23 protein-coding genes are annotated in these 23,780 nt (G+C 54.4%); 7 read left to right on the top strand and 16 right to left on the bottom strand.

The features are described from left to right. Positions 1-8: 8 nt before the first annotated feature. Positions 9-842 carry an AraC family transcriptional regulator gene (locus tag C1N64_RS04315; RefSeq protein ID WP_054634663.1) on the bottom strand — a complete coding sequence of 278 codons (834 nt, stop codon included), beginning with the start codon at positions 840-842 and terminating at the stop codon, positions 9-11. 126 nt (positions 843-968) lie between these two features. Between C1N64_RS04315 and C1N64_RS04310 the strand changes: the two genes are divergently transcribed. Both C1N64_RS04310 and C1N64_RS04305 read left to right on the top strand, forming a co-directional pair. Beyond that, positions 969-1,487, top strand: coding sequence for an isochorismatase family protein (locus C1N64_RS04310; RefSeq protein WP_033738983.1), 519 nt, complete (start codon positions 969-971; stop codon positions 1,485-1,487). A gap of 93 nt (positions 1,488-1,580) precedes the next feature. Continuing rightward, positions 1,581-2,153, top strand: coding sequence for a DUF1349 domain-containing protein (locus C1N64_RS04305; RefSeq protein WP_394515270.1), 573 nt, complete (start codon positions 1,581-1,583; stop codon positions 2,151-2,153). A 257-nt stretch (positions 2,154-2,410) separates the two neighbouring features. Here the strand turns inward: C1N64_RS04305 and ssb1 are convergent, their stop codons facing one another. Further along, positions 2,411-2,953 (bottom strand): single-stranded DNA-binding protein SSB1, encoded by a 543-nt coding sequence (gene ssb1 / locus C1N64_RS04300; protein WP_006121517.1) that lies wholly within the window; start codon positions 2,951-2,953, stop codon positions 2,411-2,413. Positions 2,954-3,177: 224 nt separating this feature from the next. Here ssb1 and uvrA point away from each other — a divergent pair, with 224 nt between their 5' ends. Together uvrA and C1N64_RS04290 are read left to right on the top strand one after the other, a co-directional pair. Next, a complete protein-coding gene (uvrA, locus tag C1N64_RS04295; RefSeq protein ID WP_033738980.1) occupies positions 3,178-6,006 on the top strand; it encodes an excinuclease ABC subunit UvrA in 2,829 nt (942 codons plus the stop codon). A 227-nt stretch (positions 6,007-6,233) separates the two neighbouring features. Further along, entirely contained in the window at positions 6,234-7,298 is a 1,065-nt protein-coding gene (locus C1N64_RS04290) for an NAD(P)-dependent alcohol dehydrogenase (protein ID WP_033738979.1), read from the top strand. Between the two features lie 38 nt (positions 7,299-7,336). Here C1N64_RS04290 and C1N64_RS04285 read toward each other — a convergent pair whose 3' ends face one another. The 6 genes from C1N64_RS04285 to dnaB form a co-directional block, all read right to left on the bottom strand. Next, entirely contained in the window at positions 7,337-7,660 is a 324-nt protein-coding gene (locus C1N64_RS04285) for an MmcQ/YjbR family DNA-binding protein (protein ID WP_006121520.1), read from the bottom strand. Positions 7,661-7,662: 2 nt separating this feature from the next. Continuing rightward, positions 7,663-8,079 carry a secondary thiamine-phosphate synthase enzyme YjbQ gene (locus C1N64_RS04280; protein WP_033738976.1) on the bottom strand — a complete coding sequence of 139 codons (417 nt, stop codon included), beginning with the start codon at positions 8,077-8,079 and terminating at the stop codon, positions 7,663-7,665. 124 nt (positions 8,080-8,203) lie between these two features. Further along, the gene (locus C1N64_RS04275) at positions 8,204-9,397 is read right to left on the bottom strand and encodes an amino acid aminotransferase (protein WP_394515492.1); all 1,194 of its coding nucleotides are present in this window, start codon (positions 9,395-9,397) and stop codon (positions 8,204-8,206) included. 42 nt (positions 9,398-9,439) lie between these two features. Beyond that, positions 9,440-10,054, bottom strand: a complete 615-nt coding sequence (locus C1N64_RS04270; RefSeq protein WP_006121564.1) for a YitT family protein — start codon at positions 10,052-10,054, stop codon at positions 9,440-9,442. 183 nt (positions 10,055-10,237) lie between these two features. Further along, positions 10,238-10,729 (bottom strand): Lrp/AsnC family transcriptional regulator, encoded by a 492-nt coding sequence (locus C1N64_RS04265; RefSeq protein ID WP_039339069.1) that lies wholly within the window; start codon positions 10,727-10,729, stop codon positions 10,238-10,240. Positions 10,730-10,855: 126 nt separating this feature from the next. After that, a complete protein-coding gene (dnaB, locus tag C1N64_RS04260; protein ID WP_006121562.1) occupies positions 10,856-12,262 on the bottom strand; it encodes a replicative DNA helicase in 1,407 nt (468 codons plus the stop codon). A gap of 96 nt (positions 12,263-12,358) precedes the next feature. Between dnaB and C1N64_RS04255 the strand changes: the two genes are divergently transcribed. After that, positions 12,359-13,342 (top strand): quinone oxidoreductase, encoded by a 984-nt coding sequence (locus C1N64_RS04255; protein ID WP_394515269.1) that lies wholly within the window; start codon positions 12,359-12,361, stop codon positions 13,340-13,342. A 181-nt stretch (positions 13,343-13,523) separates the two neighbouring features. Here the strand turns inward: C1N64_RS04255 and pspG are convergent, their stop codons facing one another. From pspG to C1N64_RS04240, 3 genes are all read right to left on the bottom strand, one after another. Continuing rightward, positions 13,524-13,790 (bottom strand): envelope stress response protein PspG, encoded by a 267-nt coding sequence (pspG, locus tag C1N64_RS04250; protein ID WP_006121560.1) that lies wholly within the window; start codon positions 13,788-13,790, stop codon positions 13,524-13,526. Positions 13,791-13,951: 161 nt separating this feature from the next. Continuing rightward, positions 13,952-14,947: a tRNA dihydrouridine(20/20a) synthase DusA gene (gene dusA, locus C1N64_RS04245; RefSeq protein ID WP_033738964.1), complete on the bottom strand. Its 996-nt coding sequence runs from the start codon at positions 14,945-14,947 to the stop codon at positions 13,952-13,954. Between the two features lie 99 nt (positions 14,948-15,046). After that, a complete protein-coding gene (locus tag C1N64_RS04240; protein WP_394515268.1) occupies positions 15,047-16,318 on the bottom strand; it encodes a conjugal transfer protein TraF in 1,272 nt (423 codons plus the stop codon). A 423-nt stretch (positions 16,319-16,741) separates the two neighbouring features. Between C1N64_RS04240 and zur the strand changes: the two genes are divergently transcribed. Continuing rightward, the gene (gene zur / locus C1N64_RS04235; protein WP_033738958.1) at positions 16,742-17,263 is read left to right on the top strand and encodes a zinc uptake transcriptional repressor Zur; all 522 of its coding nucleotides are present in this window, start codon (positions 16,742-16,744) and stop codon (positions 17,261-17,263) included. Between the two features lie 71 nt (positions 17,264-17,334). Here zur and C1N64_RS04230 read toward each other — a convergent pair whose 3' ends face one another. From C1N64_RS04230 to C1N64_RS04215, 4 genes are all read right to left on the bottom strand, one after another. Further along, the gene (locus C1N64_RS04230) at positions 17,335-17,547 is read right to left on the bottom strand and encodes a CsbD family protein (protein ID WP_006121556.1); all 213 of its coding nucleotides are present in this window, start codon (positions 17,545-17,547) and stop codon (positions 17,335-17,337) included. 171 nt (positions 17,548-17,718) lie between these two features. Beyond that, entirely contained in the window at positions 17,719-19,041 is a 1,323-nt protein-coding gene (dinF, locus tag C1N64_RS04225; protein ID WP_033738955.1) for an MATE family efflux transporter DinF, read from the bottom strand. Between the two features lie 109 nt (positions 19,042-19,150). After that, on the bottom strand, positions 19,151-19,765 hold the full coding sequence (gene lexA / locus C1N64_RS04220) for a transcriptional repressor LexA (RefSeq protein WP_006121554.1): 615 nt from the start codon (positions 19,763-19,765) through the stop codon (positions 19,151-19,153). 106 nt (positions 19,766-19,871) lie between these two features. Then, positions 19,872-20,240 carry a diacylglycerol kinase gene (locus C1N64_RS04215; protein WP_006121553.1) on the bottom strand — a complete coding sequence of 123 codons (369 nt, stop codon included), beginning with the start codon at positions 20,238-20,240 and terminating at the stop codon, positions 19,872-19,874. A 128-nt stretch (positions 20,241-20,368) separates the two neighbouring features. Here C1N64_RS04215 and plsB point away from each other — a divergent pair, with 128 nt between their 5' ends. Then, positions 20,369-22,795 carry a glycerol-3-phosphate 1-O-acyltransferase PlsB gene (gene plsB, locus C1N64_RS04210; protein WP_394515491.1) on the top strand — a complete coding sequence of 809 codons (2,427 nt, stop codon included), beginning with the start codon at positions 20,369-20,371 and terminating at the stop codon, positions 22,793-22,795. 101 nt (positions 22,796-22,896) lie between these two features. On the opposite strand, the gene ubiA is transcribed toward plsB, so the two are convergent. Beyond that, on the bottom strand, positions 22,897-23,763 hold the full coding sequence (gene ubiA / locus C1N64_RS04205; RefSeq protein WP_191091184.1) for a 4-hydroxybenzoate octaprenyltransferase: 867 nt from the start codon (positions 23,761-23,763) through the stop codon (positions 22,897-22,899). Positions 23,764-23,780 lie beyond the last annotated feature (17 nt).

Genomic DNA, 23,780 nt, shown 5'->3' with positions numbered 1-23,780 from the left:
AATTGCGGTCAGGACCTGTGTGGCGCGATCTGCTTTTGATAGCGGCCCGGTGTAATGCCGTAACGTTGGGTAAACGCACGGGTCAGATGCGCCTGATCGGTCAAGCCTACCGCTGCCGCGACGCTGGCTATGGCCTCACCCCTGGCGAGCATCTGTTTGGCTTCATAAAGCCGGTAAGCCATTAACATTTGCTGGGGCGTGACATGGAAATGATCGCGGAAGGCGCGTAAAAAATGCCACGGTGATAACGACGCTAATGCCGCCAGTGTGTCCAGCCTGACCGGCTCCCCAAGATGGGCGCGCAGGTAGTCGCGCACGTCATCAAAACGGTGTCTGGCATCGACTTTACGCGCTGAGGCCATACGGGCCTGTGGACGGATGCGCACCAGCAGGTCTGACAGCAGGCTATAACGCGCCAGGGCCGTATCGGCCTGCCATAGCGCCGCCAGACACTGCGACACAGGCTGCGCAAGTCGCACGTCCGTTCGCAGTGCATCCCCGAACCACCAGCCACGGTCGCCACTCAGCTCATCCATACAGTCGGGCTGGATGTAGATCATTTGATAACGCCAGCCCGTTTCGCAGGCCGATTCCCCGGTGTGCAGCTCATCAGGATTCATCATGACCAGAGAATGTACAGGGGCAGTGTAGTGCGTACCGCGGTAACGGAAGCGCTGTGCCCCGGCCTCGATGGTGCCGATGCCAAAGGCTTCGTGCGTATGCGGAGCAAAGGCATAACGGGAAATATGCGCCTGGTAAAGTTCCACGCCCGGCAGTTCAGGCAACTGCCGAAACAGCGCACGATCTTTTTCACAGGGAAAAACAGCTGGAACGCCTTCCACGTTATCGCTCCTTATCCGGTTGGCAGAATGTGCAAGCATGCCGTTAAAAGGGGATGAAATGCAAAGATTGTCATCCCCGGTTGAATACATGACACTGCGTAACAGGTGTATTGACGAGGAAACATCATGCAGCGTGTTGTAATGGTAGTTGATATGCAAAATGGCGTATTTACCACGCCGCGTTTCGATCGGGCTGGCCGGGTCAGGCAGATTAACCGCCTCATCGAACAGGCTGATCTTACGCTGTTTATTCAGCATAGCGAAGGCGACATGGTGCCAGGCAGCCAGGCCTTTGCGCTGTTACCCGAGATGGCTCAACCCCGGAATGCGCACTTTATTACCAAGACAGCCTGCGACAGTTTCTGGCGGACGTCTCTGGCCTCACTGCTGAGTGAGCTGGCTATTCATGAGTTTGTTATTTGTGGGTGTGCCACTGATTACTGCGTCGACACCACCATCAAGGTCGGCGCAGGACTGGGCTATCGCATCACCGTCGCCGCTGACGCCCATACCACCGCCGACCGGACCTGTGCCAGTGCGGAACAGTTAATTGGCCAGCATAATGAAGTCTGGGCGGGCTTAAGTCTTCCGGGTAACGTACCGCGCGTGATCGATACCGATACCGTGCTGGCCGGGTGGCGTTAAGCGGCCACGCTTTCATCCGTATCAGACCATCTGACTCTTTCTTCATCCTGAGTCGCATCAGCCCGGCCAGTTATGGCCGATTTTGGAGGCGCTATGTTTGAGTCGTTTGCCTGGATCAATGAGCCTGCAACGTGGCAGTGCCAGAACGGTACGCTACAGGTCACCACCGATGATAAGACCGATTTCTGGCACAAGACCTGGTACGGGTTTGAGCGCTTTTCCGGCCATGTCTTTGCCACGGAGGTGGACGGCGACATGACTTTTCAGCTCAAAATCTGCGCAGACTTTACCACGCTGTACGATCAGGCCGGACTGATGCTGATACGCGACGCACAGCACTGGCTAAAAGCAGGAATTGAATATAACGATGGTGCGCCCGCCATTGGCAGTGTGCTGACGCTCGGCCATTCCGACTGGGCAACGGGGATATTTCCTGGCGATCCGCGAGCTTTCTGGCTCCGGCTGACGCGCAAAGGTGACAGCCTGAGACTGCAGTACTCGGCAGACGGACAGACGTGGCCTTTATTACGTCTGAGCTATTTTCCACCCGGTCCGCTCAGGATAGGTGCTATGTGTTGCACGCCGGAGCGTGCCGGCCTGGCGGTCACCTTCCGCGACATGTTTCTGACGCCGCCGCTGGATAAAGCACTGCATGATTTAAGTTAACGGCGGGCGCGTCGTCCAGAGATGTGATGACATGTTTTTTGTCGCCCGTGCCCGATCTTGCCCGGGCTTTCAGGATACAGGCCATCTATTTCGGCCAGGTCATGCCGGGTCATCGCGCCTCCAGTGTCGGCGCTGGATAAACCACGGCACGGTGTGCGTGAAAGGCGCGATAGTGGTGCAGAGTTAAACCAGACATCCCCAACAAAACAAAAAAGCCCCGGTAATGGGGCTTTCTGCAACAGAGACTGACAGACGGCTTAGAACGGAATGTCGTCGTCAAAATCCATCGGCGGTTCGTTATTGTTGCTGGCCGGAGCGCTGGGCTGCTGCTGCGGACGAGACTGTGCGCCGCCGCTGAACTGGTTGTTATTGCCCTGCTGCGGTTGCTGAGGCTGGCCCCAACCATTGTTGTTGCCCTGACCGCCGCCTGCTGGCGCGTTACCGCCCTGCTGACGTCCACCCAGCATCTGCATGGTGCCGCCCACGTTGACAACCACCTCCGTGGTGTAACGTTCCTGACCGCCCTGATCCTGCCATTTACGGGTGCGCAGCTGGCCTTCAATATACACCTGAGAACCTTTACGCAGGTATTCCCCCGCCACTTCCGCCAGTTTGCCAAACAGCACGACACGGTGCCATTCGGTGATCTCTTTGTTTTCACCGGTCTGCTTGTCGCGCCAGCTCTCAGAGGTAGCCAGCGTAATGTTGGCGACAGCGCCACCATTTGGCATGTAACGTACTTCCGGATCCTGACCCAGATTCCCGACAAGAATCACTTTGTTAACGCCACGACTGGCCATGTTGCTGTCTCCCGATGAATGATTACGTCAACTCTAAACGATCAATTCTAACACGTCCCGCGCCTGGTTTCCCAGTTTCGAGCGGTGTTCCATTTTTAATCATTCGCCGGAAAAAAGCAAAAAACTACTGGATATTTATTCAGTCTATTTTTTGTGCCATAATGATGCGTTTATTCTGGCCGTGTCACAGGGCGCGGTGAGTGCAGCTAATCCGGGAAAGGTGAATGGATAAGATCGAAGTTCGTGGTGCCCGCACCCATAATTTGAAAAACATCAACCTGACCATCCCTCGCGACAAACTCATTGTGGTTACTGGCCTTTCCGGGTCCGGTAAATCCTCTTTGGCGTTTGATACGCTGTATGCGGAAGGTCAACGCCGCTATGTGGAGTCGCTCTCTGCCTATGCGCGCCAGTTTCTGTCTTTGATGGAGAAGCCTGACGTCGATCATATTGAGGGTTTGTCGCCGGCCATCTCCATTGAGCAAAAGTCGACCTCGCATAACCCGCGATCGACGGTAGGCACGATTACGGAGATTCACGATTATCTGCGCCTGCTGTTTGCCCGCGTGGGTGAACCGCGCTGCCCGGATCATGATGTCCCGCTGGCTGCTCAGACAGTGAGCCAGATGGTCGATCAGGTGCTTGAACAGCCCGAAGGTCGCCGTCTGATGCTGCTGGCACCGGTCGTGAAAGATCGCAAAGGTGAACATACCAAAACGCTGGAAAACCTGGCGACGCAGGGCTACATCCGCGCCCGGATCGACGGCGAAGTGTGCGATCTTTCCGATCCTCCTAAGCTGGAACTGCAGAAAAAACACACCATTGAAGTGGTTATCGATCGCTTTAAAGTCCGCGATGATCTGGCGACACGCCTGGCGGAATCCTTTGAAACGGCGCTGGAACTCTCTGGCGGTACCGCGATTGTGGCCGATATGGACGACAGCGCGGCAGAAGAGTTGCTCTTCTCCGCGAACTTTGCCTGTCCGGTTTGCGGATACAGCATGAGTGAGCTGGAACCGCGCCTGTTTTCGTTTAACAACCCCGCCGGTGCCTGCCCGACCTGTGACGGTCTGGGTGTGCAGCAATATTTCGATCCCGATCGCGTAGTACAAAATGCAGAGCTGTCGCTGGCAGGCGGCGCCATCCGTGGCTGGGACCGTCGTAACTTCTATTACTTCCAGATGCTGCGCTCACTCGCCGATCATCTCGACTTCGATATAGAAGCGCCGTTTAACAGCCTCAAGGACAGCGTGCAGAAAGTCATTCTGTACGGTTCCGGCAAAGAAACGATTGAATTTAAATATATTAATGACCGTGGCGACACCTCCGTGCGCCGCCATCCGTTCGAAGGCGTGCTGAACAATATGGAGCGCCGTTATAAAGAGACGGAATCCTCAGCGGTACGCGAAGAACTGGCGAAATTTATCAGCAATCGCGCCTGCGCCAGCTGTGAAGGCACGCGTCTGCGTCGTGAAGCGCGCCACGTCTATGTCGAAAACACCACGCTGCCGACCATTTCAGACATGAGCATCGGTCATGCCATGGCGTTTTTTGAAAATCTGAAACTCAGTGGTCAGCGGGCTAAAATCGCGGAAAAAGTGCTGAAAGAGATCGGCGATCGCCTGAGTTTTCTGGTCAATGTCGGCCTGAACTACCTGTCGATGTCGCGTTCTGCAGAAACACTGTCGGGCGGTGAAGCCCAGCGCATCCGTCTGGCAAGCCAGATTGGCGCCGGTCTGGTCGGCGTGATGTACGTACTGGATGAACCGTCAATCGGCCTGCACCAGCGCGATAACGAGCGCCTGCTGGGCACGCTGATTCACCTGCGCGATCTGGGTAATACCGTGATTGTGGTCGAGCACGATGAAGACGCGATTCGCGCCGCCGACCACGTGATCGATATCGGTCCCGGCGCGGGCGTGCACGGCGGTGCTATCGTCGCGGAAGGTACGGTTGAGCAGATTATGGCGGAAGAAGCTTCGCTGACCGGCCAGTTCCTCAGCGGCAAACGCGCAATCGCCGTGCCTGAAACGCGCGTGAAGGGCGATCCCTCGAAGGTCCTGAAAATTACGGGCGCGCGCGGTAACAACCTGAAGGACGTCACCTTAACGCTGCCTGTTGGCCTGTTTACCTGCATCACCGGCGTCTCCGGGTCAGGGAAGTCGACGCTGATCAACGATACGCTGTTCCCGATTGCCCAGCGCGCGCTGAACGGGGCCACCATTGCTGAGCCAGCACCGTATCGCGATGTCGCCGGTCTGGAGCACTTCGATAAAGTCATCGATATCGACCAGAGCCCCATCGGCCGCACGCCGCGCTCTAACCCGGCCACCTACACCGGTATTTTTACGCCGGTTCGTGAACTGTTTGCCGGCGTGCCTGAATCACGTTCACGTGGTTATAACCCAGGCCGTTTCAGCTTTAACGTGCGTGGCGGACGTTGTGAGGCCTGTCAGGGCGACGGCGTGCTGAAAGTGGAAATGCACTTCCTGCCGGATATTTATGTGCCGTGCGATCAGTGCAAAGGCAAACGCTATAACCGTGAAACGCTGGAGATTAAATACAAAGGCAAAAGCATTCACGAAGTGCTGGAAATGACGATTGAGGAAGCGCGTGAGTTCTTTGATGCCGTTCCTGCCCTGGCGCGTAAGCTGCAAACGCTGATGGACGTTGGATTGTCCTATATCCGCCTGGGTCAGTCGGCCACCACCCTGTCCGGTGGTGAAGCGCAGCGCGTCAAGCTGGCGCGTGAGCTGTCGAAGCGCGGCACGGGACAGACGTTGTATATTCTGGATGAGCCCACCACCGGGTTACATTTTGCCGATATCCAGCAACTGCTCGAAGTGCTGCATCAACTGCGCGATCAGGGCAACACCATCGTGGTCATTGAGCACAACCTCGACGTCGTGAAAACGGCGGACTGGATTGTCGACCTGGGGCCGGAAGGCGGCAGTGGCGGCGGTGAAATTCTGGTGGCAGGCACGCCAGAAACCGTGTCCGAATGTGAAAAATCACATACGGCCCGCTTCCTTAAGCCCTTGTTGAAAAAATAAAATTGCAGGCCCGCATCACGCGGGCCTTCTTACAGGGATTGCACAATTTACCCTGAAAAATGCAGGATCAGGCAAGATTCAGACACATATAGGCATATACGCTTTTCCCTCCCCTGACTATCCTTAATTCGTTCCCCTTTGGTACGCCCCTGGCGTCACCTTCTTGCTGCGCGCGTTATGCTGCGGCGTTGATCGAAAAATCACGACACACTTTAACTGGAGACACCATGAACATTACCCATGCGTATGCTGCTCAGGATGCAAAGTCCAAACTGGCACCGTTTGATTTCAAACCGCGTGAGCTTCGTGCTCATGACGTACAGCTTGACGTGCTGTTTTGTGGCGTTTGTCATTCTGACTTGCATCAGGCGCGCAATGAGTGGAAAAACACCATTTTTCCTGTGGTTCCGGGACACGAGATTGTTGGCCGCGTGACCGCAGTCGGCCCCGAGACGCAGAAGTACAAAGTCGGCGACCTGGTCGGCGTTGGCTGTATGGTTGATTCCTGCCGCAGCTGCCCAAGTTGTCAGGAAGGTCTGGAGCAGTACTGTGAAAATGGCTTTGTCGGCACGTATAACGGTCAGGATCGCCAGACAGGGGCTATCACCTACGGTGGTTACTCCACCTCTATGGTAGTGGATGAAAGCTTTGTGCTGCGTGTTCCAGAAAACCTGGAGCTGGCCGGTGTGGCACCGCTGCTGTGTGCCGGTATCACCACCTATTCACCGCTGCGTCACTGGAATGTCGGCCCGGGTAAAAAAGTCGGGATCGTGGGGCTGGGTGGCCTGGGGCACATGGGCGTAAAAATTGCTCACGCGATGGGCGCGCATGTCGTGTTATTCACCACCTCACCGTCAAAAATCGAAGACGGAAAACGTCTGGGCGCAGACGAAGTGGTCATTTCGAAAGATGCCGACCAGATGGCGCAACATGCCAACAGTTTTGACTTCATTCTTAACACAGTGGCGGCGCAACACGACCTTAATCCGTTTATTACCTTGCTGAAGCGTGACGGCAATATGACTCTGGTCGGCGCGCCTGAACACGATCATCCCGCGCCACAGGTTTTCAATTTGATCTTTAAACGCCGCAGCATCGCTGGCTCGCTGATTGGCGGTATCGCTGAAACCCAGGAGATGCTGGATTTCTGTGGCAAACACGGCATCACGTCAGATATTGAGCTGATCGCCATGGATCAGATCAACGAGGCTTACGAACGTATGCTGAAGAGCGATGTAAAATATCGCTTTGTCATTGATATCGATACGCTGCGTAAAAACGCGGCGGCGTAATCCTGTCCTGTGCCCTTTCCCACGCCGGGAAAGGGCCGTTACCGCCCGGTATCTGCCTGCTGAAAAGAGGCATCCACCAGATAGTAAATTTGCGAATCTTTCAGCGTGCCGTCTAAAAACAGCGTGTTCCAGTGTGATTTATTCAGATGTTCACTGGGAAACACATCGCTGTGCTCATCCCGCATCAGTTCAGCCAGCGCGGGCGAGGATTTGAGCGACACCGCCGGACGCCCTTTGACTTCATGCACCATGGCAAACAGCACGCCGTTGCTCTTGATCTGCGTAGCTTTCCAGTCGCTGTGAACGCTCTGCTCTGCGCCGGGTTTGCTCATGCAGTACGTCAGTAAGTCCGAATTATTCATACTCATTCCCCTTGTAAGGTCGCCACAATACGTCGGGCTCCGCCATGAATACGATGTTCCCCCAGCCAAATGCCCTGCCAGGTGCCCAGTACCAGCTGTCCACGCTGCACCGGTAGCATCAGTGAAACGCCCAGCGTGGACGACTTAATGTGGGCGGGCATGTCGTCACGGCCTTCGTAATCGTGTTGATAAGGAGCCGCTTCCGGGACATGGCGCATAAAGTGTTGTTCCATGTCGCTCCGCACTGTCGGATCGCAGTTTTCATTCAGCGTCAGTGAGGCCGACGTATGCTGCAACAGCAAATGGAGTAATCCGGTGTGGATATCACGGAGTGCGGGCAACTGTTGCACAATCTCTTCCGTTACGAGGTGAAAACCTCGCGATTTTGCGCTTAAGGTCAACGTTTGTTGATACCACATACTTTTTTCCTGAATCTGTGAGACACAGTTAAGTGTGCAGAATGTGGCGCAAAGGTAAACCCGATCCGTAAAAATAAAAAAGCCGCCAACAAGGTTGGCGGCCCGGGGAAGATTGTGTGCGGAATTACATTACTGCCGCAAAGGCTTCCGCGACCTGGTGCACGTTTTTGCTGTTCAGACCTGCCACACACATACGGCCGCTGCCGACGAGGTAGATCCCAAACTCTTCACGCAGGCGGTCCACCTGCTGCGCACTCAGGCCGGTGTAGCTGAACATCCCGCGCTGCTTCAACAGGTAGTCGACGTTCTTACCGGGTAGCGCCGTACTCATCACCTGTACCAGCGCCTGGCGCATGTCGATAATGCGCAACCGCATGGCTTCGACCTCGGCCAGCCAGTTAGCTTTCAGCGTAGCGTCGTTTAACACGCGGGCCACAACCTGTGCGCCGAAGTTTGGCGGGCTGGAATAGTTACGGCGGACGGTCGCTTTGAGCTGACCTAATACGCGGCTGGCCTCTTCAGCGCTGTCACATACCACAGACAGGCCGCCGACGCGCTCGCCATACAGCGAGAAGATTTTTGAAAAGGAGTTGCTGACCAGCGCAGGCAGACCTGCCGCAGCAACCGCACGCATCGCGTACGCATCCTCTTCCATGCCAGCACCAAAGCCCTGATAAGCGATATCCAGGAACGGGATCAGCTCCTGTGCTTTCAGCACGGCAACGGTTTCGTCCCACTGCGCATTGGTCAGGTCGGCCCCGGTTGGGTTATGACAGCACGGATGCAGCAGCACGATGCTTTGCTTTGGCAGGGTTTTAAGCGTGCTCAGGAACACATCAAAACGTACACCGTTGGTTTCCGGGTCATACCACGGATAGGTCTTCACCTCGAAACCGGCACCGTTAAAGATGGCGATATGGTTTTCCCAGGTCGGATCGCTGACCCAGACGTTGGACTGCGGGAAATAACGCTTCAGGAAATCCGCACCGACTTTCAACGCACCTGAGCCGCCCAGGGTCTGAATCGAGGCGATCTGGCCCGCTTTTAATACGGGATGATCGGCTCCGAACAGCAGTGGCGCTATCGCGTTGCGGTAGGTATTTAATCCTTCCATAGGCAGATAGAGCGAAGCCTGCTGCGGTTCGGCACGTAACTGCTCTTCAGCATCAGCCACCGCCTGCAGCTGAGGGATGATGCCTTGCTCGTTGTAATAAAGCCCAATACTCAGGTTCACTTTATGCTCGCGCGGATCCTGTTTAAAGGCTTCCATTAGCGACAAAATCGGGTCGCCAGCATAGGCATCAACGTTCTGGAACACGGTGCAGATCTCCATGATTGTTCTTGAAATAAAAAAGGGCGATTAAACCCTGTACCGCCCGGGACGATGGTTCATTGCGATGATCATATTCAGTATCACCGCGCCCGCAATGGACGCAAGCAACATCGGCAGGCTGACGACAAACAGCGAGGCCAGCACCACGCAGGTATCGACCGCCATTTGCAGTTTACCGGCGCGAATGCCGAAACGGTCTTGCAGCCAGAGCGCCAGGATATTGATCCCGCCCAGGCTGGCTTTATGGCGAAACAACACTATAAACCCAATCCCCATGATGACGTTACCGAACAATGCCGCATAAAAAGGATTCAGTGTGGAAAAATGCATAAACAGGGGATGAAGATGGGTAAAAAGCGACACCAGCCCCACGGCACAAAAGGTTTTTAGCGTAAATTCCCAGCCCATTCGCTTCACAGCCAGCCAGTAGAACGGCAGGTTGATTACAAAGAAAACGCTGCCAAATGACAGGGGCGACAGATAGCTGATGAGGAATGCCAGCCCAGCCGTGCTGCCGGTCAATGCGCCTGCCTGCTTCAGCATGAGCACACCAAACGAGACCATTAAGGTGCCGAGCAGGATAGCCAGCGCATCTTCAAGGCGAGAGTGAGGAATATCGGCGGGTTGTACAATGTTGTCCATAAAGCAGTCTCAGTGCGAATGATGCAGCACCAATGCAATAACTGCGCCAGCCTGTGCAGGCGCTCAGGCATAAGCGTCTTACCGGATTTTACTGCCCCGCCGGGGAGGTCGATTGTGCATTGCACGACTCAAATACGCATAAAAAACGCATCATTCCGCCACATCATGCACCACCTGCGCGCATTATGCCCTTTTTTGGCGCACAGCCTGCTGCTCGCCCATCATTAATCCGTTCTCTTTGAGTCTGCCCAGTACCACCGATGTTTTGACATGGGAAACGCTCTGGTGACCGGCTAACAGCTGGCTGATTACCGCGCTCAGTGAGGCCAAATCGGCCACGGCGACTTTCAGCAGGTAGTCGGCATCACCGGTGGTTTTATAGGCATCAATAATTGCGTCTTCCTGTTCCACCATGCGATGGAAGCTGTCGACATAGTCGGCGGTATGGTTAATAAGCCGCACTTCAATGAGTCCGACAATGCCCAGCCCCACCGCGTCCGGCGACAGCCGTGCGTGATAGCCAAGAATCAGGTTGGCCTGTTCAAGATTGATACGCCGACGTGAACATTGTGAAGCAGAAAGACCGACCAAATCGCTGAGTTCCTGATTGGTCAAACGGCCATTAGACTGGAGCAGAGTAAGGATTTTTAGATCGTAATCGTCTACGTGCGTCATGCTGTTTCCGTCGCGTGTCAGTGTCGCTTTGCTACAGATAACCCGATTCACTGCGACGTTGTCCAACACTATTTTGCACGGTCCTGCCTGCCATGCACAGATCGTGCATGGCAGGCCAGTGACGGATTATTCGTCGTCGTACTGCGGGCCTGCATAGTTATCAAAGCGTGACCACTGACCGTTAAATGTCAGGCGTACGGTACCGATCGGGCCGTTACGCTGCTTACCCAGAATGATCTCTGCGATCCCTTTCAGGTCGCTGTTTTCGTGATAAACCTCGTCACGGTAAATAAACATGATCAGGTCAGCATCCTGCTCGATCGAACCCGATTCACGCAGATCCGAGTTTACGGGACGTTTATCGGCACGTTGCTCCAGTGAGCGGTTCAGCTGAGATAACGCCACCACGGGCACGTTAAGCTCTTTTGCCAGCGCTTTTAATGAACGGGAAATCTCGGCGATTTCCAGCGTACGGTTATCTGACAATGCGGGCACGCGCATCAACTGCAGGTAGTCGATCATGATCAGACTGAGGCCACCGTTTTCACGATAGATGCGACGCGCGCGGGAACGGACCTCGGTCGGCGTCAGGCCAGAAGAATCATCGATATACATATTCTTCTTTTCCAGCAAAATGCCCATCGTGCCGGAAATGCGCGCCCAGTCTTCATCGTCAAGTTGACCGGTACGAATACGGGTTTGGTCAACCCGCGACAAGGAGGCCAGCATACGCATCATGATCTGTTCGCTGGGCATCTCCAGACTGAAAATCAGTACCGGTTTGTCCTGCAGCATCGCCGCGTTTTCACACAGGTTCATGGCGAACGTGGTTTTACCCATTGAGGGACGTGCGGCCACGATAATTAAGTCTGAGCGTTGCAGCCCGGCCGTTTTCTTATTCAGATCCTGATAACCGGTATCGATGCCCGTGACGCCATCGTGCGGCGTCTGAAACAGCGACTCAATCCGTGAAACCGTCGCTTCCAGAATTTGTTCGATGTTTTTGGGGCCATCGTCTTTGTTAGCCCGCGCCTCAGCGATTTTAAATACGTTCGACTCGGCAAAATCCAGCAGGTCTTCACTGCTGCGCCCCTGGGGATCATAACCGGCATCGGCTATCTGATTCGCCACGGCGATCATTTCGCGCACGACCGCACGTTCACGCACAATATCCGCGTAAGCGCCGATGTTCGCCGCACTGGGCGTGTTTTTCGCCAGCTCAGCCAGGTAAGCAAATCCGCCGGCCATCTCCAGTTCGCCGCGCGTTTCCAGCGATTCTGACAGCGTAATCAGGTCGATAGGTTTGCTGTTTTCCAGCAGACGCTGCATCTCGGAGAAAATAAGACGGTGCGAGCGATTGAAAAAATCATTTGCCACGACGCGTTCGGACACGTTGTCCCAGCGCTCGTTATCCAGCATTAACCCACCCAGCACCGACTGCTCCGCTTCCAGCGAATGCGGGGGCATTTTCACGCCTTCTAACTGGCGATCCTGCGTTTCGTTCGATTTGTTGGTGGGTTTATTTCCTGCCATAGTGAATGCATTACCGATCTTCTGTGGGGACGCGCAAGTATACCTCAGTTAAGGGGCGTGCCTCACCTTCATGATGAAACAATCACAGGAGTAAGCATGGCAAAGCGTATTCAGTTCAACGCACACGGTGGCCCGGATGTCCTGACCTGGGTTGATTTTGAGCCTGCCGATCCCGCCGATAATGAAATCCAGGTCGAAAACCGCGCGATTGGCATTAACTATATTGATACTTACGTGCGCAGCGGGCTGTATCCGACAGGTCATTTTCCCTCTGGTCTGGGCACCGAGGCGGCGGGTGTGGTCACCCGCGTGGGATCGGCGGTCACGCGTTTCAAACCCGGCGATCGCGTCGTGTACTGTCAGGCCGCACTCGGGGCTTACAGCGAGCTGCATAACGTGGCGGAAGACCGTCTGATGCTGTTACCCGACGCCATCAGTTTCGAGCAGGCTGCCGCCAGTTTTTTGAAAGGCCTGACGACGCAGTACCTGTTACGACAGACCTATAAGCTCAAAGCCGACGAAATTTTTCTGTTTCATGCCGCGGCGGGTGGCGTGGGGTTGATTGCCTGCCAGTGGGCAAAAGCGCTCGGCGCCCATCTGATCGGCACCGTCGGCTCCGCCGAAAAGGCGACACTGGCCAAAAATGCGGGAGCCTGGGCCACCATTAATTATCAGCAAGAGGACATTGCACAACGGGTCAGTGAGCTGACCGGCGGCAACAAGGTTGGCGTGGTGTACGACTCTGTGGGGAAAGCGACCTGGGAAGCCTCGCTGGACTGCCTGCGTCGTCAGGGACTGATGGTGAGCTTCGGGAATGCTTCAGGGCCGGTGACCAATGTTGATCTCAGCATTTTAAATAAGAAAGGCTCGCTGTTTGTTACCCGTCCTTCCCTGTTCGGCTACATCACCAATCGTCAGGAGCTGGAAACGGCCAGTGCAGAATTATTCTCTTTACTGGCAAGTGGCGCCATTAAGGTCGATGTGCCCGAGCAGCAAAAATTTGCACTGAAAGAGGCCAGCCGCGCTCACCAGTTACTGGAGAGCCGCGCGACGCAGGGATCGAGCCTGCTGATTCCCTGATGTAAAAAGGGCTTCCCGCAGGAAGCCCTTCTTTTATTTTTCATTCGCACTGATGTAGGGGCAGAAGCGATGAATATGTTATGAATCAACGACAGCTATCCTGACAGAAAACATAAGTAAAAAGTATGATTGTTGTTAATATTCTGAGCACCAATTTTTCACTGTGTGATCACGCACACATTTATCCCCTGCCATTCCGCTCCAGCCTGCGGATCCTGCGCCTGTACAGGACGCGCTGGCGAGTGTCTTCGTCAGTGAAAAAGCGCCGATAGAGCCATACTGCGGCCACGGCCAGCAGTAGCCAGGGCAGCACCTTCACAATCAGCATCACCATACCGCCGACAAACATCACGATCGTGGCCACGACCAGGGCAGCAATGACGCCGATTAAGGACACGCCAGTCAGCAACAGCATCAGGAAGAAACCGAATACAAAAATAATGTCCATTTGTTTACTCCTCACGATGAATACGTTACGTATTACAAGAACCATGCCAACAAGTAACCTGTTGATAGTGATGAGTTAAGTATGAAGTATGCAAAATCAACCTGGCGAGATTCATCAGATTATGGTGAAAAAAAACCAGCCGGCTGGCTGGTTTAACTGTATCAGGCTTCCTGAGGGATCTTATCGGCGACCAGTGCTAATGCAGCCTCCAGTACCCGCACATCGGCACCGGGCTTATGGGCATTCTCGCTAAGGTGACGACGCCACTGGCGCGCGCCAGGGATCCCCTGGAACAGCCCCAGCATATGGCGCGTCACATGGCCAAGGTACGTGCCTTTTGCCAGCTCGGCTTCAATATAAGGGTACATGGCGCGCACCACCGCCACCGGATCAGCGGCAGGCTGTTCCCGGCCAAACACTTCCCGATCGACATGCGCCAGGATGCCGGGGTTTTGATAGGCCTCGCGGCCCATCATGACACCATCCAGGTGCTGAAGATGTGTTTTAGCCTCTTCCAGCGTTTTCACGCCGCCGTTAATGGCAATCGTCAGTTGTGGAAAATCACGCTTTAACTGATAAACCCGGGGGTAATCAAGCGGTGGAATCTCGCGGTTTTCTTTCGGACTCAGACCCGAAAGCCATGCCTTGCGCGCATGAATGATAAAGGTGTCGCAGCCACCGCGCTCTGCCACAGTACCGATAAAATCGGTCAGGAAGGCATAGCTGTCCTGTTCATCGATACCGATACGGGTTTTGACCGTGACCGGAATATCCACCACATCACGCATCGCTTTAATGCCGTCAGCGACCAGCCCGGCTTCCGCCATCAGGCAGGCGCCAAAGCGGCCATTCTGAACACGATCTGACGGGCAACCCACATTGAGGTTAACTTCATCGTAACCGCGCTGTTCAGCCAGCGCTGCACACTGCGCCAGTGCAGCCGGATCGCTGCCGCCCAGTTGTAACGCGACCGGGTGCTCCTCTTCACTAAAGGCCAGATAATCGCCTTTACCGTGAATAATGGCACCCGTGGTGACCATTTCGGTATACAGAAGCGTATCGCCGGTCAGCAGACGATGGAAATAGCGACAGTGACGATCTGTCCAGTCGAGCATGGGGGCAACAGAGAAGCGTTGGGAGGAAAAAGTGTCGGTCATGAAGCGCAGTCGATCCGGTGGTTAACAGTGATGATATTCTGCGCAAGGATAGCATAAGGGCGGCCGACAAGGTATCGCCCGCCCGTTAATGGCACGGAATCAGAGGTTAAATCCGAGTTGCGCCATGGCACCCCAGGTATTGTTTTGCCCCACCGAGCCTGCCAGATCCAGATGCACAGAATTGTTGAACGGTGACAGCCCAAAGCCTGCGGTCGCCACATTTTCGTCGTTGGAACGCATATCTGCGCGATAACCGGCACGTAACTGCAACCAGTCCAGTACGCGATATTCCGCGCCCACGCCTGCATACTGGCTGTTTTCCTGAGATTTGAAACGGTGCGTTTCGGTCAGGTCAACATCGCCTGTCAGCGTTACCGGCCCTTTATCCCAGGCTAAACCCGCCGTCACTAATGGACGGATTTCATAGGTATCCTGATAGCCATTCACCTCTTTGGTTTGCAGGTCACGTGATACCAGGTTCTGTCCGGTCACGCCTAATGTCCAGTTTTCTGCGAATACCGTCGCCAGGCCGGCGTCAACGTTGAACCCGCTTTCGGTGCTGCGGTAGCGGCCATCCCGTAAATCGTTTTTATCGTAGTTATACACGCTGGCGGAATAGTTATACAGCCAGGTCTTTTGCAGCTTAGGCGTCACACCAATCGACACCGGATGGCCGGCAATCGTGAACTCATGGGCAACGGCGATACCATAATCGGTATTTAGCGCAGCCAGCCCGTTCGCGCTGGAGCCCAGCAAGTTTTGTACATTAGGCAGACCAAATACACCGCCAGGAATACCGGCAAACGTTCCGTCAGCCACGCCTTGTAAAATAACGATATCGCCTTCTTTTACATTCGCGCGGACATGCGCCGTACCATAGGCTTTGGTGACAAAGGCAAAAGGCAGCGTTTCATTCGGAACGGTGACTGCAATCGCGACACCTGCTGTCGCGTTGGCTTTGTTACCGCGTAAATCTCTGAGCGTATTGGCCAGATCTCCTGACGCAGCCTGAATCTCAGGAATACGGCGCAGCAGCTCTAATGTCGAGGCATTATCAAACAGATCCTGATAGCGATTTACCGTATCAGTGATGTTATCGATCTTATCGACCATCTTGTCTTTATCAGTAATTTGCGCGCCCGCACTGGGAAAGATGATGCTGACGTTGTCATCGGGTTTTGCTTTGGTCATTAACGCCGGGTTAGCTAAAACGGCAGACCCGTAGGTAGAGGACGCCACGCCCGTTCCCCCCATTGCATCGTTACGGGCATCGTACCAGGTTCCCGCGGCCAGCGCGGATGATGAAAAAACCAGAGCATTAAACACTGCAGGGAAAACCAGAACGGAACGTGGGACGGTTAATTTTGCCATTTGCTTATCATCACCTGAAAAATTGCCGTTAAAACATTAACGACCGAATAGTTTGTTAGCCCCATTGTGGAGGATGGCTAACGCTTTATTGCTGTGAATTCAGAGTAAATAGTGGCGCAATTCCATTGATTGATTATTTTTCGATCCGTTATGTCTGGTTACCGTCCAAAAAGCGTTAACAGAAGGAGGCCGGGACCAGCACTTTATTAAGAACTTTTAAACATTAGTTCTTAACTCAGTGAGATGTAAAGCAAAAGGAAAAAATATTTACAAACATTCTGACATATATTGGCATCGCAGACGGGCGCAAAGTCGTAAGGAACAGATAAGCACGGATAAAGGGAGGAGGTGCAGACAGGCAAGGTGCATCGTACGTATCATTAATGTGATAAGATAACATCACCTGTCAAACGGAGAAATTCCATGTCAACCATGACGCCAGAGCAAATCATGACCCAGGCTGAGAAACTGTGTTTACAGCGCGGTGTACGCCTGACGACCCAGCGCGCAGAGGTCCTGCGGTTGATGGCCGGACAGCCAGGATCGATCAGTGCTTATGACCTGCTTGATCAGTTGCGTGTCAGTGAGCCCCAGGCCAAGCCTCCTACCGTCTACCGTGCGCTGGATTTTCTTCTTGAGCAGGGTTTTATCCACCGCGTCGAGTCCAATAACAGCTATGTGATGTGTCACCATTTCGACGCACCCGCCCATACATCGGTGATGCTGGTCTGCGATCGCTGTGCAGTGGTCACGGAAAAGCAGGCGCAGGGCGCAGAAAAAATCATCGCATCGCTGGCGCAAGAGGCAAGCTTTGTCCTACGGCATAGCGTGATAGAGGCGCACGGGTTATGTGAAAACTGTGCGGAAGTTGAAGCCTGTGAACAGCATGAACATTGTGATCATGACCATCAGGCTGACGGGAAGAAACGCAGTAAACGAAGTTAATTGCACATCCTTGTGCGGTCTGGCCGGCATGAGCGTACCGGCCCGGGTAGGAGCATCCCTGAATAACGTGATTACCAGCGGTAATCCTTGTTGTGACCTTCCCAGTCCGTTACTTCTTTCTCCGCCTGATCTTTCGCGTAGCCGTAACGTTCCTGAATTTTGCCGACCAGCTGATCGCGTTTACCTTCAATGACTTGCATGTCATCATCGGTCAGCTTGCCCCATTTCTCTTTCATTTTTCCTTTGAACTGTTTCCAGTTACCACTCGCTTCGTCTTTATTCATTGCAGACCTCCACGTCATCCTTCGATTTCGCTTTATTTTGCCATCAGGCAAAATTACGATATAAAGCGCTGTTTAATAGCGCCATTCAAAGATAATTGTAGTAGCTAATTTCAGTTTTGCCGGAAAAAATGAAAATTTTATGTATCCTGCGTCATATTTCAGGCAAGTTGCTCAGGCGCTAAACCAGGTGCCATTGCGCCAGTGCCTGCGCCAGACCAGCCAAAGTGACAGGCCGCGAAGCGCCAGAAAAACGGCTATCGCCAGCCATAGACCGTGATTACCGATAAAAGGCACGGTTAACAGCGTCAGGAAATAGCCCAGTGCGGCAATCGCCATACTGTTGCGCATTTCTCTTCCGCGGGTCGCACCAATAAACATGCCATCCAGCAGATAGCACCAGACGCCAACCAGCGGCATGACAACCTGCCACGGCAGAAAGCGGTCAGCCGCCTGTTGAAGTGCGGGAATCGATGTCAGGAGAGCCACGATCTGATAGCCACAAACAGCATAGACCAGGGAGAAAAACAGCGCGACTGACAGGGCCTGACGGCAGGCAGCAATCCATACCAGTTGCAACCTGCTGCCGTCTTTTGCGCCGTGTGCCTCACCAGCAAAGGCTTCGACGGCGTAAGCAAAGCCATCCAGCGCATAGGCGGTAAACGTCATGAACATCAGCAGGATGGCATTTACCGCCACCACATCAGGTCCGATACGCGTTCCCAGCACGGTCAGAGAGGCAAAGCAAAGCTGTAACAGTAAGGTACGCAGCAGGATATCGCGATTCAGGCGCAGCAGGCGGTGGATATCGCCACGCCAGCTATGGACCAGACTGTGCAGCGTGATACCACGCAGCGCCAGCACGCGCCAGACCATAAGTGCCCCGACCAGCAACGTCGCATATTCCGCGATAGCCGTCGCGGCTGCAGCCCCGGCTACGCCCCAGTGCAGCCCCAGCACTAGCCAGAGGTCCAGCAGAATATTGATAACGTTGCCCACCACCAGCAGGATGACCGGCGCTCTGGCATACTGTACGCCCAGCAGCCAGCCCAGAATCACCAGGTTAGCCAGCATGGCGGGCGCACTGAGCCAGCGAATATGGATAAACAGCGCAGCCTGCTCAAGCACGGCGGCCTCTCCGCCGATAAAGCGGGTTGCTAATGCCGTAACAGGATGACGCAGGGCAATAAACAGGCTGCCGGCCAGTAAGGCAATGATCAGGGGCTGTGCCAATGCGCGCGCCAGCGCCGTTTTATCGCCCGCGCCAAACGCCTGAGCCGTCAGGCCTGTCGTGCTCATACGCAGAAAAAGCAGCAGCATGAAGATGAAACTGGTAACGGTCGTCCCGACCGCAACGCCGCCCAGATAAACCGGGCTGTCGAGATGGCCAATAACGGCTGTATCGACTAAGCCGAGCAGAGGAACGGTGATATTTGACAGGATCATGGGCAGCGCCAGCCGCCACAGTTTTTTATCGGTAGCTGTCAGGAAGCGCATGTAACGTCCGTGCAATGCGCCGCTGGTGTTACAGATGAACCCACAGCGGCAAAACAGGGGCAGACTGGGTAACGTCAAGGTTGACGTAAAGAGCCAACCTTAGGAGGATTTATAACCACTCACCGTTACGTACGATGCCAACCGCCAGACCTTCAACCGTCAGCGACTGCGCACGTGTATCGACAATGATAGGCTCAAAATCCGTATTTTCAGGTAACAGATGCACCACTGATCCCTGTTTTTTCCAGCGCTTCACAGTGACTTCGTCGTCAATGCGCGCTACCACCACCTGACCATTACGCACTTCCTGCGTTTTATGCACGGCCAGCAAATCACCATCCATGATGCCAATGTCTTTCATTGACATGCCGCTAACGCGCAGCAGGAAATCGGCAGAGGGCTTGAACATGTCTGGATCCACTTTGTAGTGGGTTTCGATATGTTCCTGGGCCAGCAACGGCTCACCCGCCGCAACGCGCCCAATGAGTGGCAGGCCATCTGAAGGTTCTTCTTCCATTAACAAACGGATACCGCGGGACGCACCAGAGACGATTTCAATCACGCCTTTACGCGACAGCGCTTTCAGATGCTCTTCTGCCGCGTTAGGTGAGCGGAAGCCCAGTTGCGCAGCAATTTCTGCACGCGTAGGCGGCATGCCCGTTTGATTAATGTGGTCGCGAATCAAGTCGTAGACCTGTTGCTGCCTGCTGGTTAATGCTTTCATCCCGCCCCCTGGTTGTTTATACAGTCGCTGTGAGTATATACAGGTATTGGTGAAATGGAAACCAAAAGTCAGGCCAAAATCAGTAATTTGACGGGAGATGGAATGCTTATCGCAAATGCGACCAAAGTAGCGTTCCCCAAACGAACAGGGCCAGTACTATTGCCAGCAAAACAGCGGCCGATCCCATATCTTTGGCACGGCCGGCAAGAGGGTGACGTTCCTGCCCTGTGCGGTCCACCACCGCTTCGATGGCGCTGTTCAGAACTTCAACAATCATCACCAGCATGACCGCGCCAATCATCAGGATGCGCGAAATAGTATCGACATCCAGCCAGCAGGCCAGGATAATTGCCGCCAGTGAAATTACGGCTTCCTGGCGGAAGGCAGCTTCATGCTGCCAGGCGGCGCGAAGACCTTGCCATGAGTAGCCAGCCGCTTTCACAATCCGGGTAATGCCGGTGACATTATTTGTCATGATAAAGGAACTCTTTTCAAAGGATTGACGTCAATACCGGGCAGCGCACAATTGTCGCTGTCACAGATTTTTGCTGCGCGTTCTGATATGCTTGCGCCGCTTTGCTAACAAGAGGCTTCATGTTGTCTATGTCAGGTTGGCGTAAAATTTTTTATAAATTGCTGAACTTACCCCTTTCATTTCTGGTAAAGAGTAAGGCCATTCCGGCTGATCCCGTCTCCGAACATGGGCTGGATCCTACCCGGCCTATTATGTATGTCCTGCCTTATGATTCAAAGGCCGATCTCCTGACTTTACGCGCGCAGTGCATCCGGCACGATCTGCCTGATCCGCTTATTCCGCTGGAGATAGACGGCGCCCTGTTGCCGCGTCATGTTTTTATTAATGACGGTCCGCGTGTGTTCCCCTATTTTGTGCCCAGCCTTGAATCGGTCAAAATCTTCCACGAATATCTTGATCTGCACCGCAGCAACCCTGAACTTGATGTTCAGATGTTACCGGTTTCAGTCATGTTTGGCCGTGCGCCGGGTCGGGAAGTCCAGGGCGACGATCATCCGCCTCATTTGCGGCTCCTTAACGGCATTCAAAAATTCTTTGCCGTTCTCTGGCATGGCCGCGACAGTTTTGTGCGTTTTTCGCCCACGGTCTCCCTGCGTCGTATGGCGACCGAACACGGTACCGACAAGTCGATTGCGCAGAAGCTGGCTCGCGTAGCGCGCATCCATTTTGCCCGTCAGCGCCTGGCTGCGGTGGGACCGCGCCTGCCGGCTCGCCAGGATTTATTCAATCGCCTGTTGCAGTCGAAGGCGATTGAAAAAGCTGTGGAAGACGAGGCGCGTAGCAAGAAAATCTCCCATGAGAAAGCGCAGCAAAACGCCATTGAAATGATGGAAGAAATTGCGGCCAACTTTTCCTACGAAGCGATTCGTATCACCGACCGCGTGATGGGCTGGCTCTGGAGCCGACTCTATCAGGGGATCAACGTTAACGGCGGTGAGCGGGTACGTCAGCTGGCGCAGGACGGCCATGAAATTGTTTATGTGCCTTGCCACCGCAGCCATATGGACTACCTGCTACTGTCTTATGTGCTGTATCACCAGGGCCTGGTTCCGCCACATATTGCCGCAGGGATTAACCTGAACTTCTGGCCTGCCGGGCCGATTTTCCGTCGTCTGGGTGCCTTCTTTATTCGTCGTACCTTTAAAGGCAACAAGCTCTATTCAACCGTGTTCCGTGAATACCTTGGCGAGCTCTTTACCCGCGGCTATTCCGTCGAGTATTTCGTGGAAGGTGGACGCTCACGTACCGGCCGACTGCTGGATCCGAAAACCGGCACCCTCTCTATGACGCTGCAGGCCATGCTGCGCGGCGGCACGCGACCTATCACGTTAGTGCCCATTTACATCGGTTATGAACATGTAATGGAAGTGGGTACCTACGCTAAAGAGCTACGCGGTGCGGCAAAAGAGAAAGAAGGCTTTATGCAGATGGTGCGCGGCCTGCGTAAGCTGCGCAACCTGGGCCAGGGTTATGTGAACTTTGGTGAGCCGTTGCCGCTGATCAACTATCTGAACAAGCGCGTACCGGAATGGCGTGAGTCTATCGATCCCATTGAAGCGCAACGTCCGGGCTGGTTAACGCCAACGGCCAATGATATCGCCGCCACCATCATGGTACGTATTAATGAAGCCGGTGCCGCGAACGCCATGAACCTGTGCGTAACGGCACTGCTCGCTTCCCGCCAGCGTTCACTGACCCGTGAACAGCTGATTGAGCAGCTGGAGTGCTATACCCAGTTATTACGTAATGTGCCCTACTCGCCGGATGCCACTTTGCCTGACATGTCTGCGGAAGCGTTGCTGGATCACGCGCTGAGTATGAACAAGTTTGAGAGTGAGAAGGACAGTATCGGCGACATCATTATTCTGCCGCGCGAGCAGGCGGTACTGATGACCTATTACCGGAATAACATCCACCATATGCTGGTGATGCCCTCTCTGATTGCGGCCATCATCCAGCAGCACCGTAACCTGGGCGAAGCCGAACTGCTGCGCCAGGTCAGCCTGATTTACCCCATGCTGAAGAGCGAGCTGTTCCTGCGCTGGGGCAACGACCAGCTGCCGCAGCTGCTGGCTGACTTATGCCAGGAGCTGGCGCGCCAGGGACTGATTACCGTTGAGGCAGGTCTGCTGTCGTTCAACACGGCACGTTACCGTACGCTGCAGTTGCTGGCTGCCGGTGTACGTGAAACGCTGCAACGTTACGCCATCACCTTCTCGATTCTCAGCGCCAAGCCCACCATCAACCGCGGCACGCTGGAAAAAGAGAGCCGCACGCTGGCCCAGCGCCTGAGCGTACTGCATGGCATCAATGCGCCTGAGTTTTTCGATAAAGCGGTGTTCTCTACACTGGTACTGACCCTGCGCGATGAAGGCTATATCAGCGACAGTGGCGATGCGGATGTGGCGCAGACGCTGGCGACCTGGCACATTCTGGCAGAACTGGTCACCAGCGATGTCCGTATGACCATCGAGAGCGCCGTTGCACACAGCTAACGTGCTGGCATGACAAAAAAGGCGACCTGACTGGTCGCCTTTTTTATTGCTTACTGAACCTCACACTGTGCATCGCACTGGCGCTACGTTCGGTGCCTGCCCTATAACAGGTTTGAGAACGGCGGAGTATTCATTAACACGCCGAGAAACAGCACCAGCCCTACATAATTGTTATTCAGAAACGCCTGGAAACAGGCCTGACGCGCGCGCTTTGCGATCAGTTTTTGCTGATAAACAAATAAACCGCCCGCCAGTAACAGCGTCCAGTAAAACGCCCCATTCAGATGCAGCCGTGTCCCTACCAGCGCCATCAGCCCCAGCGTCGCCAGTTGCAGCAGTCCGATAATCAATTTGTCGTACTGGCCAAACAGAATGGCTGTGGACTTCACGCCAATCTTCAGGTCGTCCTCGCGATCCACCATGGCATATTGCGTATCGTAGGCCACCGTCCAGCAAATGTTGGCGAGAAAGACCAGCCAGCAAACCAGAGGTAAGGACTCACTAACCGCGGCCCAGGCCATGGGAATTGCCCAGCCAAATGCGGCGCCAAGGACTACCTGCGGCAAATGCGTATAGCGCTTCATAAAAGGATAAACCCAGGCAAGCGCCAGCCCGACAACAGAAAGCATAATCGTCATCAGGTTCATGCTCAGTACCAGGCCAAACGCGATCAGCCCCAGTACCACAAACAGCATTTTGGCCTCTTTCGCCGTGACAGCACCGCTGGCCAGTGGCCGGAGCTTTGTGCGTTCCACATGGCCGTCGACTTTACGGTCAGCATAATCGTTAATCACACAGCCGGCTGCACGCATGACAAATACGCCCGCGACAAACACGATCAGTACCGGTAACGGCGGCATCGCCCTGTTAGCCAGCCACAGCGCCCACAACGTCGGCCACAGCAGCAGCAGCGTGCCAATAGGTTTATCAATTCGCATGAGGCGGCTGTAAGCCTGCCATTTGGTCATTTGTTGTCTGTTTTGCA

Source organism: Pantoea sp. SGAir0215 (assembly GCF_043543215.1).
Note: the sequence above shows the minus strand (reverse complement) of the source record. Positions and strands in the feature narration are given on the sequence as shown.

Bases quoted from the DNA above. Each gene is read 5' to 3' on its own strand.
- lexA (WP_006121554.1), bottom strand. From the start codon at position 19,765: ATGAAAGCATTAACCAGCAGGCAGCAACAGGTCTACGACTTGATTCGC.
- C1N64_RS04270 (WP_006121564.1), bottom strand. From the start codon at position 10,054: ATGGACAACATTGTACAACCCGCCGATATTCCTCACTCTCGCCTTGAA.
- ubiA (WP_191091184.1), bottom strand. From the start codon at position 23,763: ATGACCAAATGGCAGGCTTACAGCCGCCTCATGCGAATTGATAAACCT.
- uvrA (WP_033738980.1), top strand. From the start codon at position 3,178: ATGGATAAGATCGAAGTTCGTGGTGCCCGCACCCATAATTTGAAAAAC.
- C1N64_RS04280 (WP_033738976.1), bottom strand. From the start codon at position 8,079: ATGTGGTATCAACAAACGTTGACCTTAAGCGCAAAATCGCGAGGTTTT.
- C1N64_RS04265 (WP_039339069.1), bottom strand. From the start codon at position 10,729: ATGACGCACGTAGACGATTACGATCTAAAAATCCTTACTCTGCTCCAG.
- zur (WP_033738958.1), top strand. From the start codon at position 16,742: ATGTCAACCATGACGCCAGAGCAAATCATGACCCAGGCTGAGAAACTG.
- C1N64_RS04290 (WP_033738979.1), top strand. From the start codon at position 6,234: ATGAACATTACCCATGCGTATGCTGCTCAGGATGCAAAGTCCAAACTG.
- C1N64_RS04285 (WP_006121520.1), bottom strand. From the start codon at position 7,660: ATGAATAATTCGGACTTACTGACGTACTGCATGAGCAAACCCGGCGCA.
- C1N64_RS04305 (WP_394515270.1), top strand. From the start codon at position 1,581: ATGTTTGAGTCGTTTGCCTGGATCAATGAGCCTGCAACGTGGCAGTGC.
- C1N64_RS04310 (WP_033738983.1), top strand. From the start codon at position 969: ATGCAGCGTGTTGTAATGGTAGTTGATATGCAAAATGGCGTATTTACC.
- dnaB (WP_006121562.1), bottom strand. From the start codon at position 12,262: ATGGCAGGAAATAAACCCACCAACAAATCGAACGAAACGCAGGATCGC.
- dusA (WP_033738964.1), bottom strand. From the start codon at position 14,947: ATGACCGACACTTTTTCCTCCCAACGCTTCTCTGTTGCCCCCATGCTC.
- plsB (WP_394515491.1), top strand. From the start codon at position 20,369: ATGTCAGGTTGGCGTAAAATTTTTTATAAATTGCTGAACTTACCCCTT.
- ssb1 (WP_006121517.1), bottom strand. From the start codon at position 2,953: ATGGCCAGTCGTGGCGTTAACAAAGTGATTCTTGTCGGGAATCTGGGT.
- C1N64_RS04240 (WP_394515268.1), bottom strand. From the start codon at position 16,318: ATGGCAAAATTAACCGTCCCACGTTCCGTTCTGGTTTTCCCTGCAGTG.
- C1N64_RS04255 (WP_394515269.1), top strand. From the start codon at position 12,359: ATGGCAAAGCGTATTCAGTTCAACGCACACGGTGGCCCGGATGTCCTG.
- C1N64_RS04230 (WP_006121556.1), bottom strand. From the start codon at position 17,547: ATGAATAAAGACGAAGCGAGTGGTAACTGGAAACAGTTCAAAGGAAAA.
- pspG (WP_006121560.1), bottom strand. From the start codon at position 13,790: ATGGACATTATTTTTGTATTCGGTTTCTTCCTGATGCTGTTGCTGACT.
- dinF (WP_033738955.1), bottom strand. From the start codon at position 19,041: ATGCGCTTCCTGACAGCTACCGATAAAAAACTGTGGCGGCTGGCGCTG.
- C1N64_RS04215 (WP_006121553.1), bottom strand. From the start codon at position 20,240: ATGACAAATAATGTCACCGGCATTACCCGGATTGTGAAAGCGGCTGGC.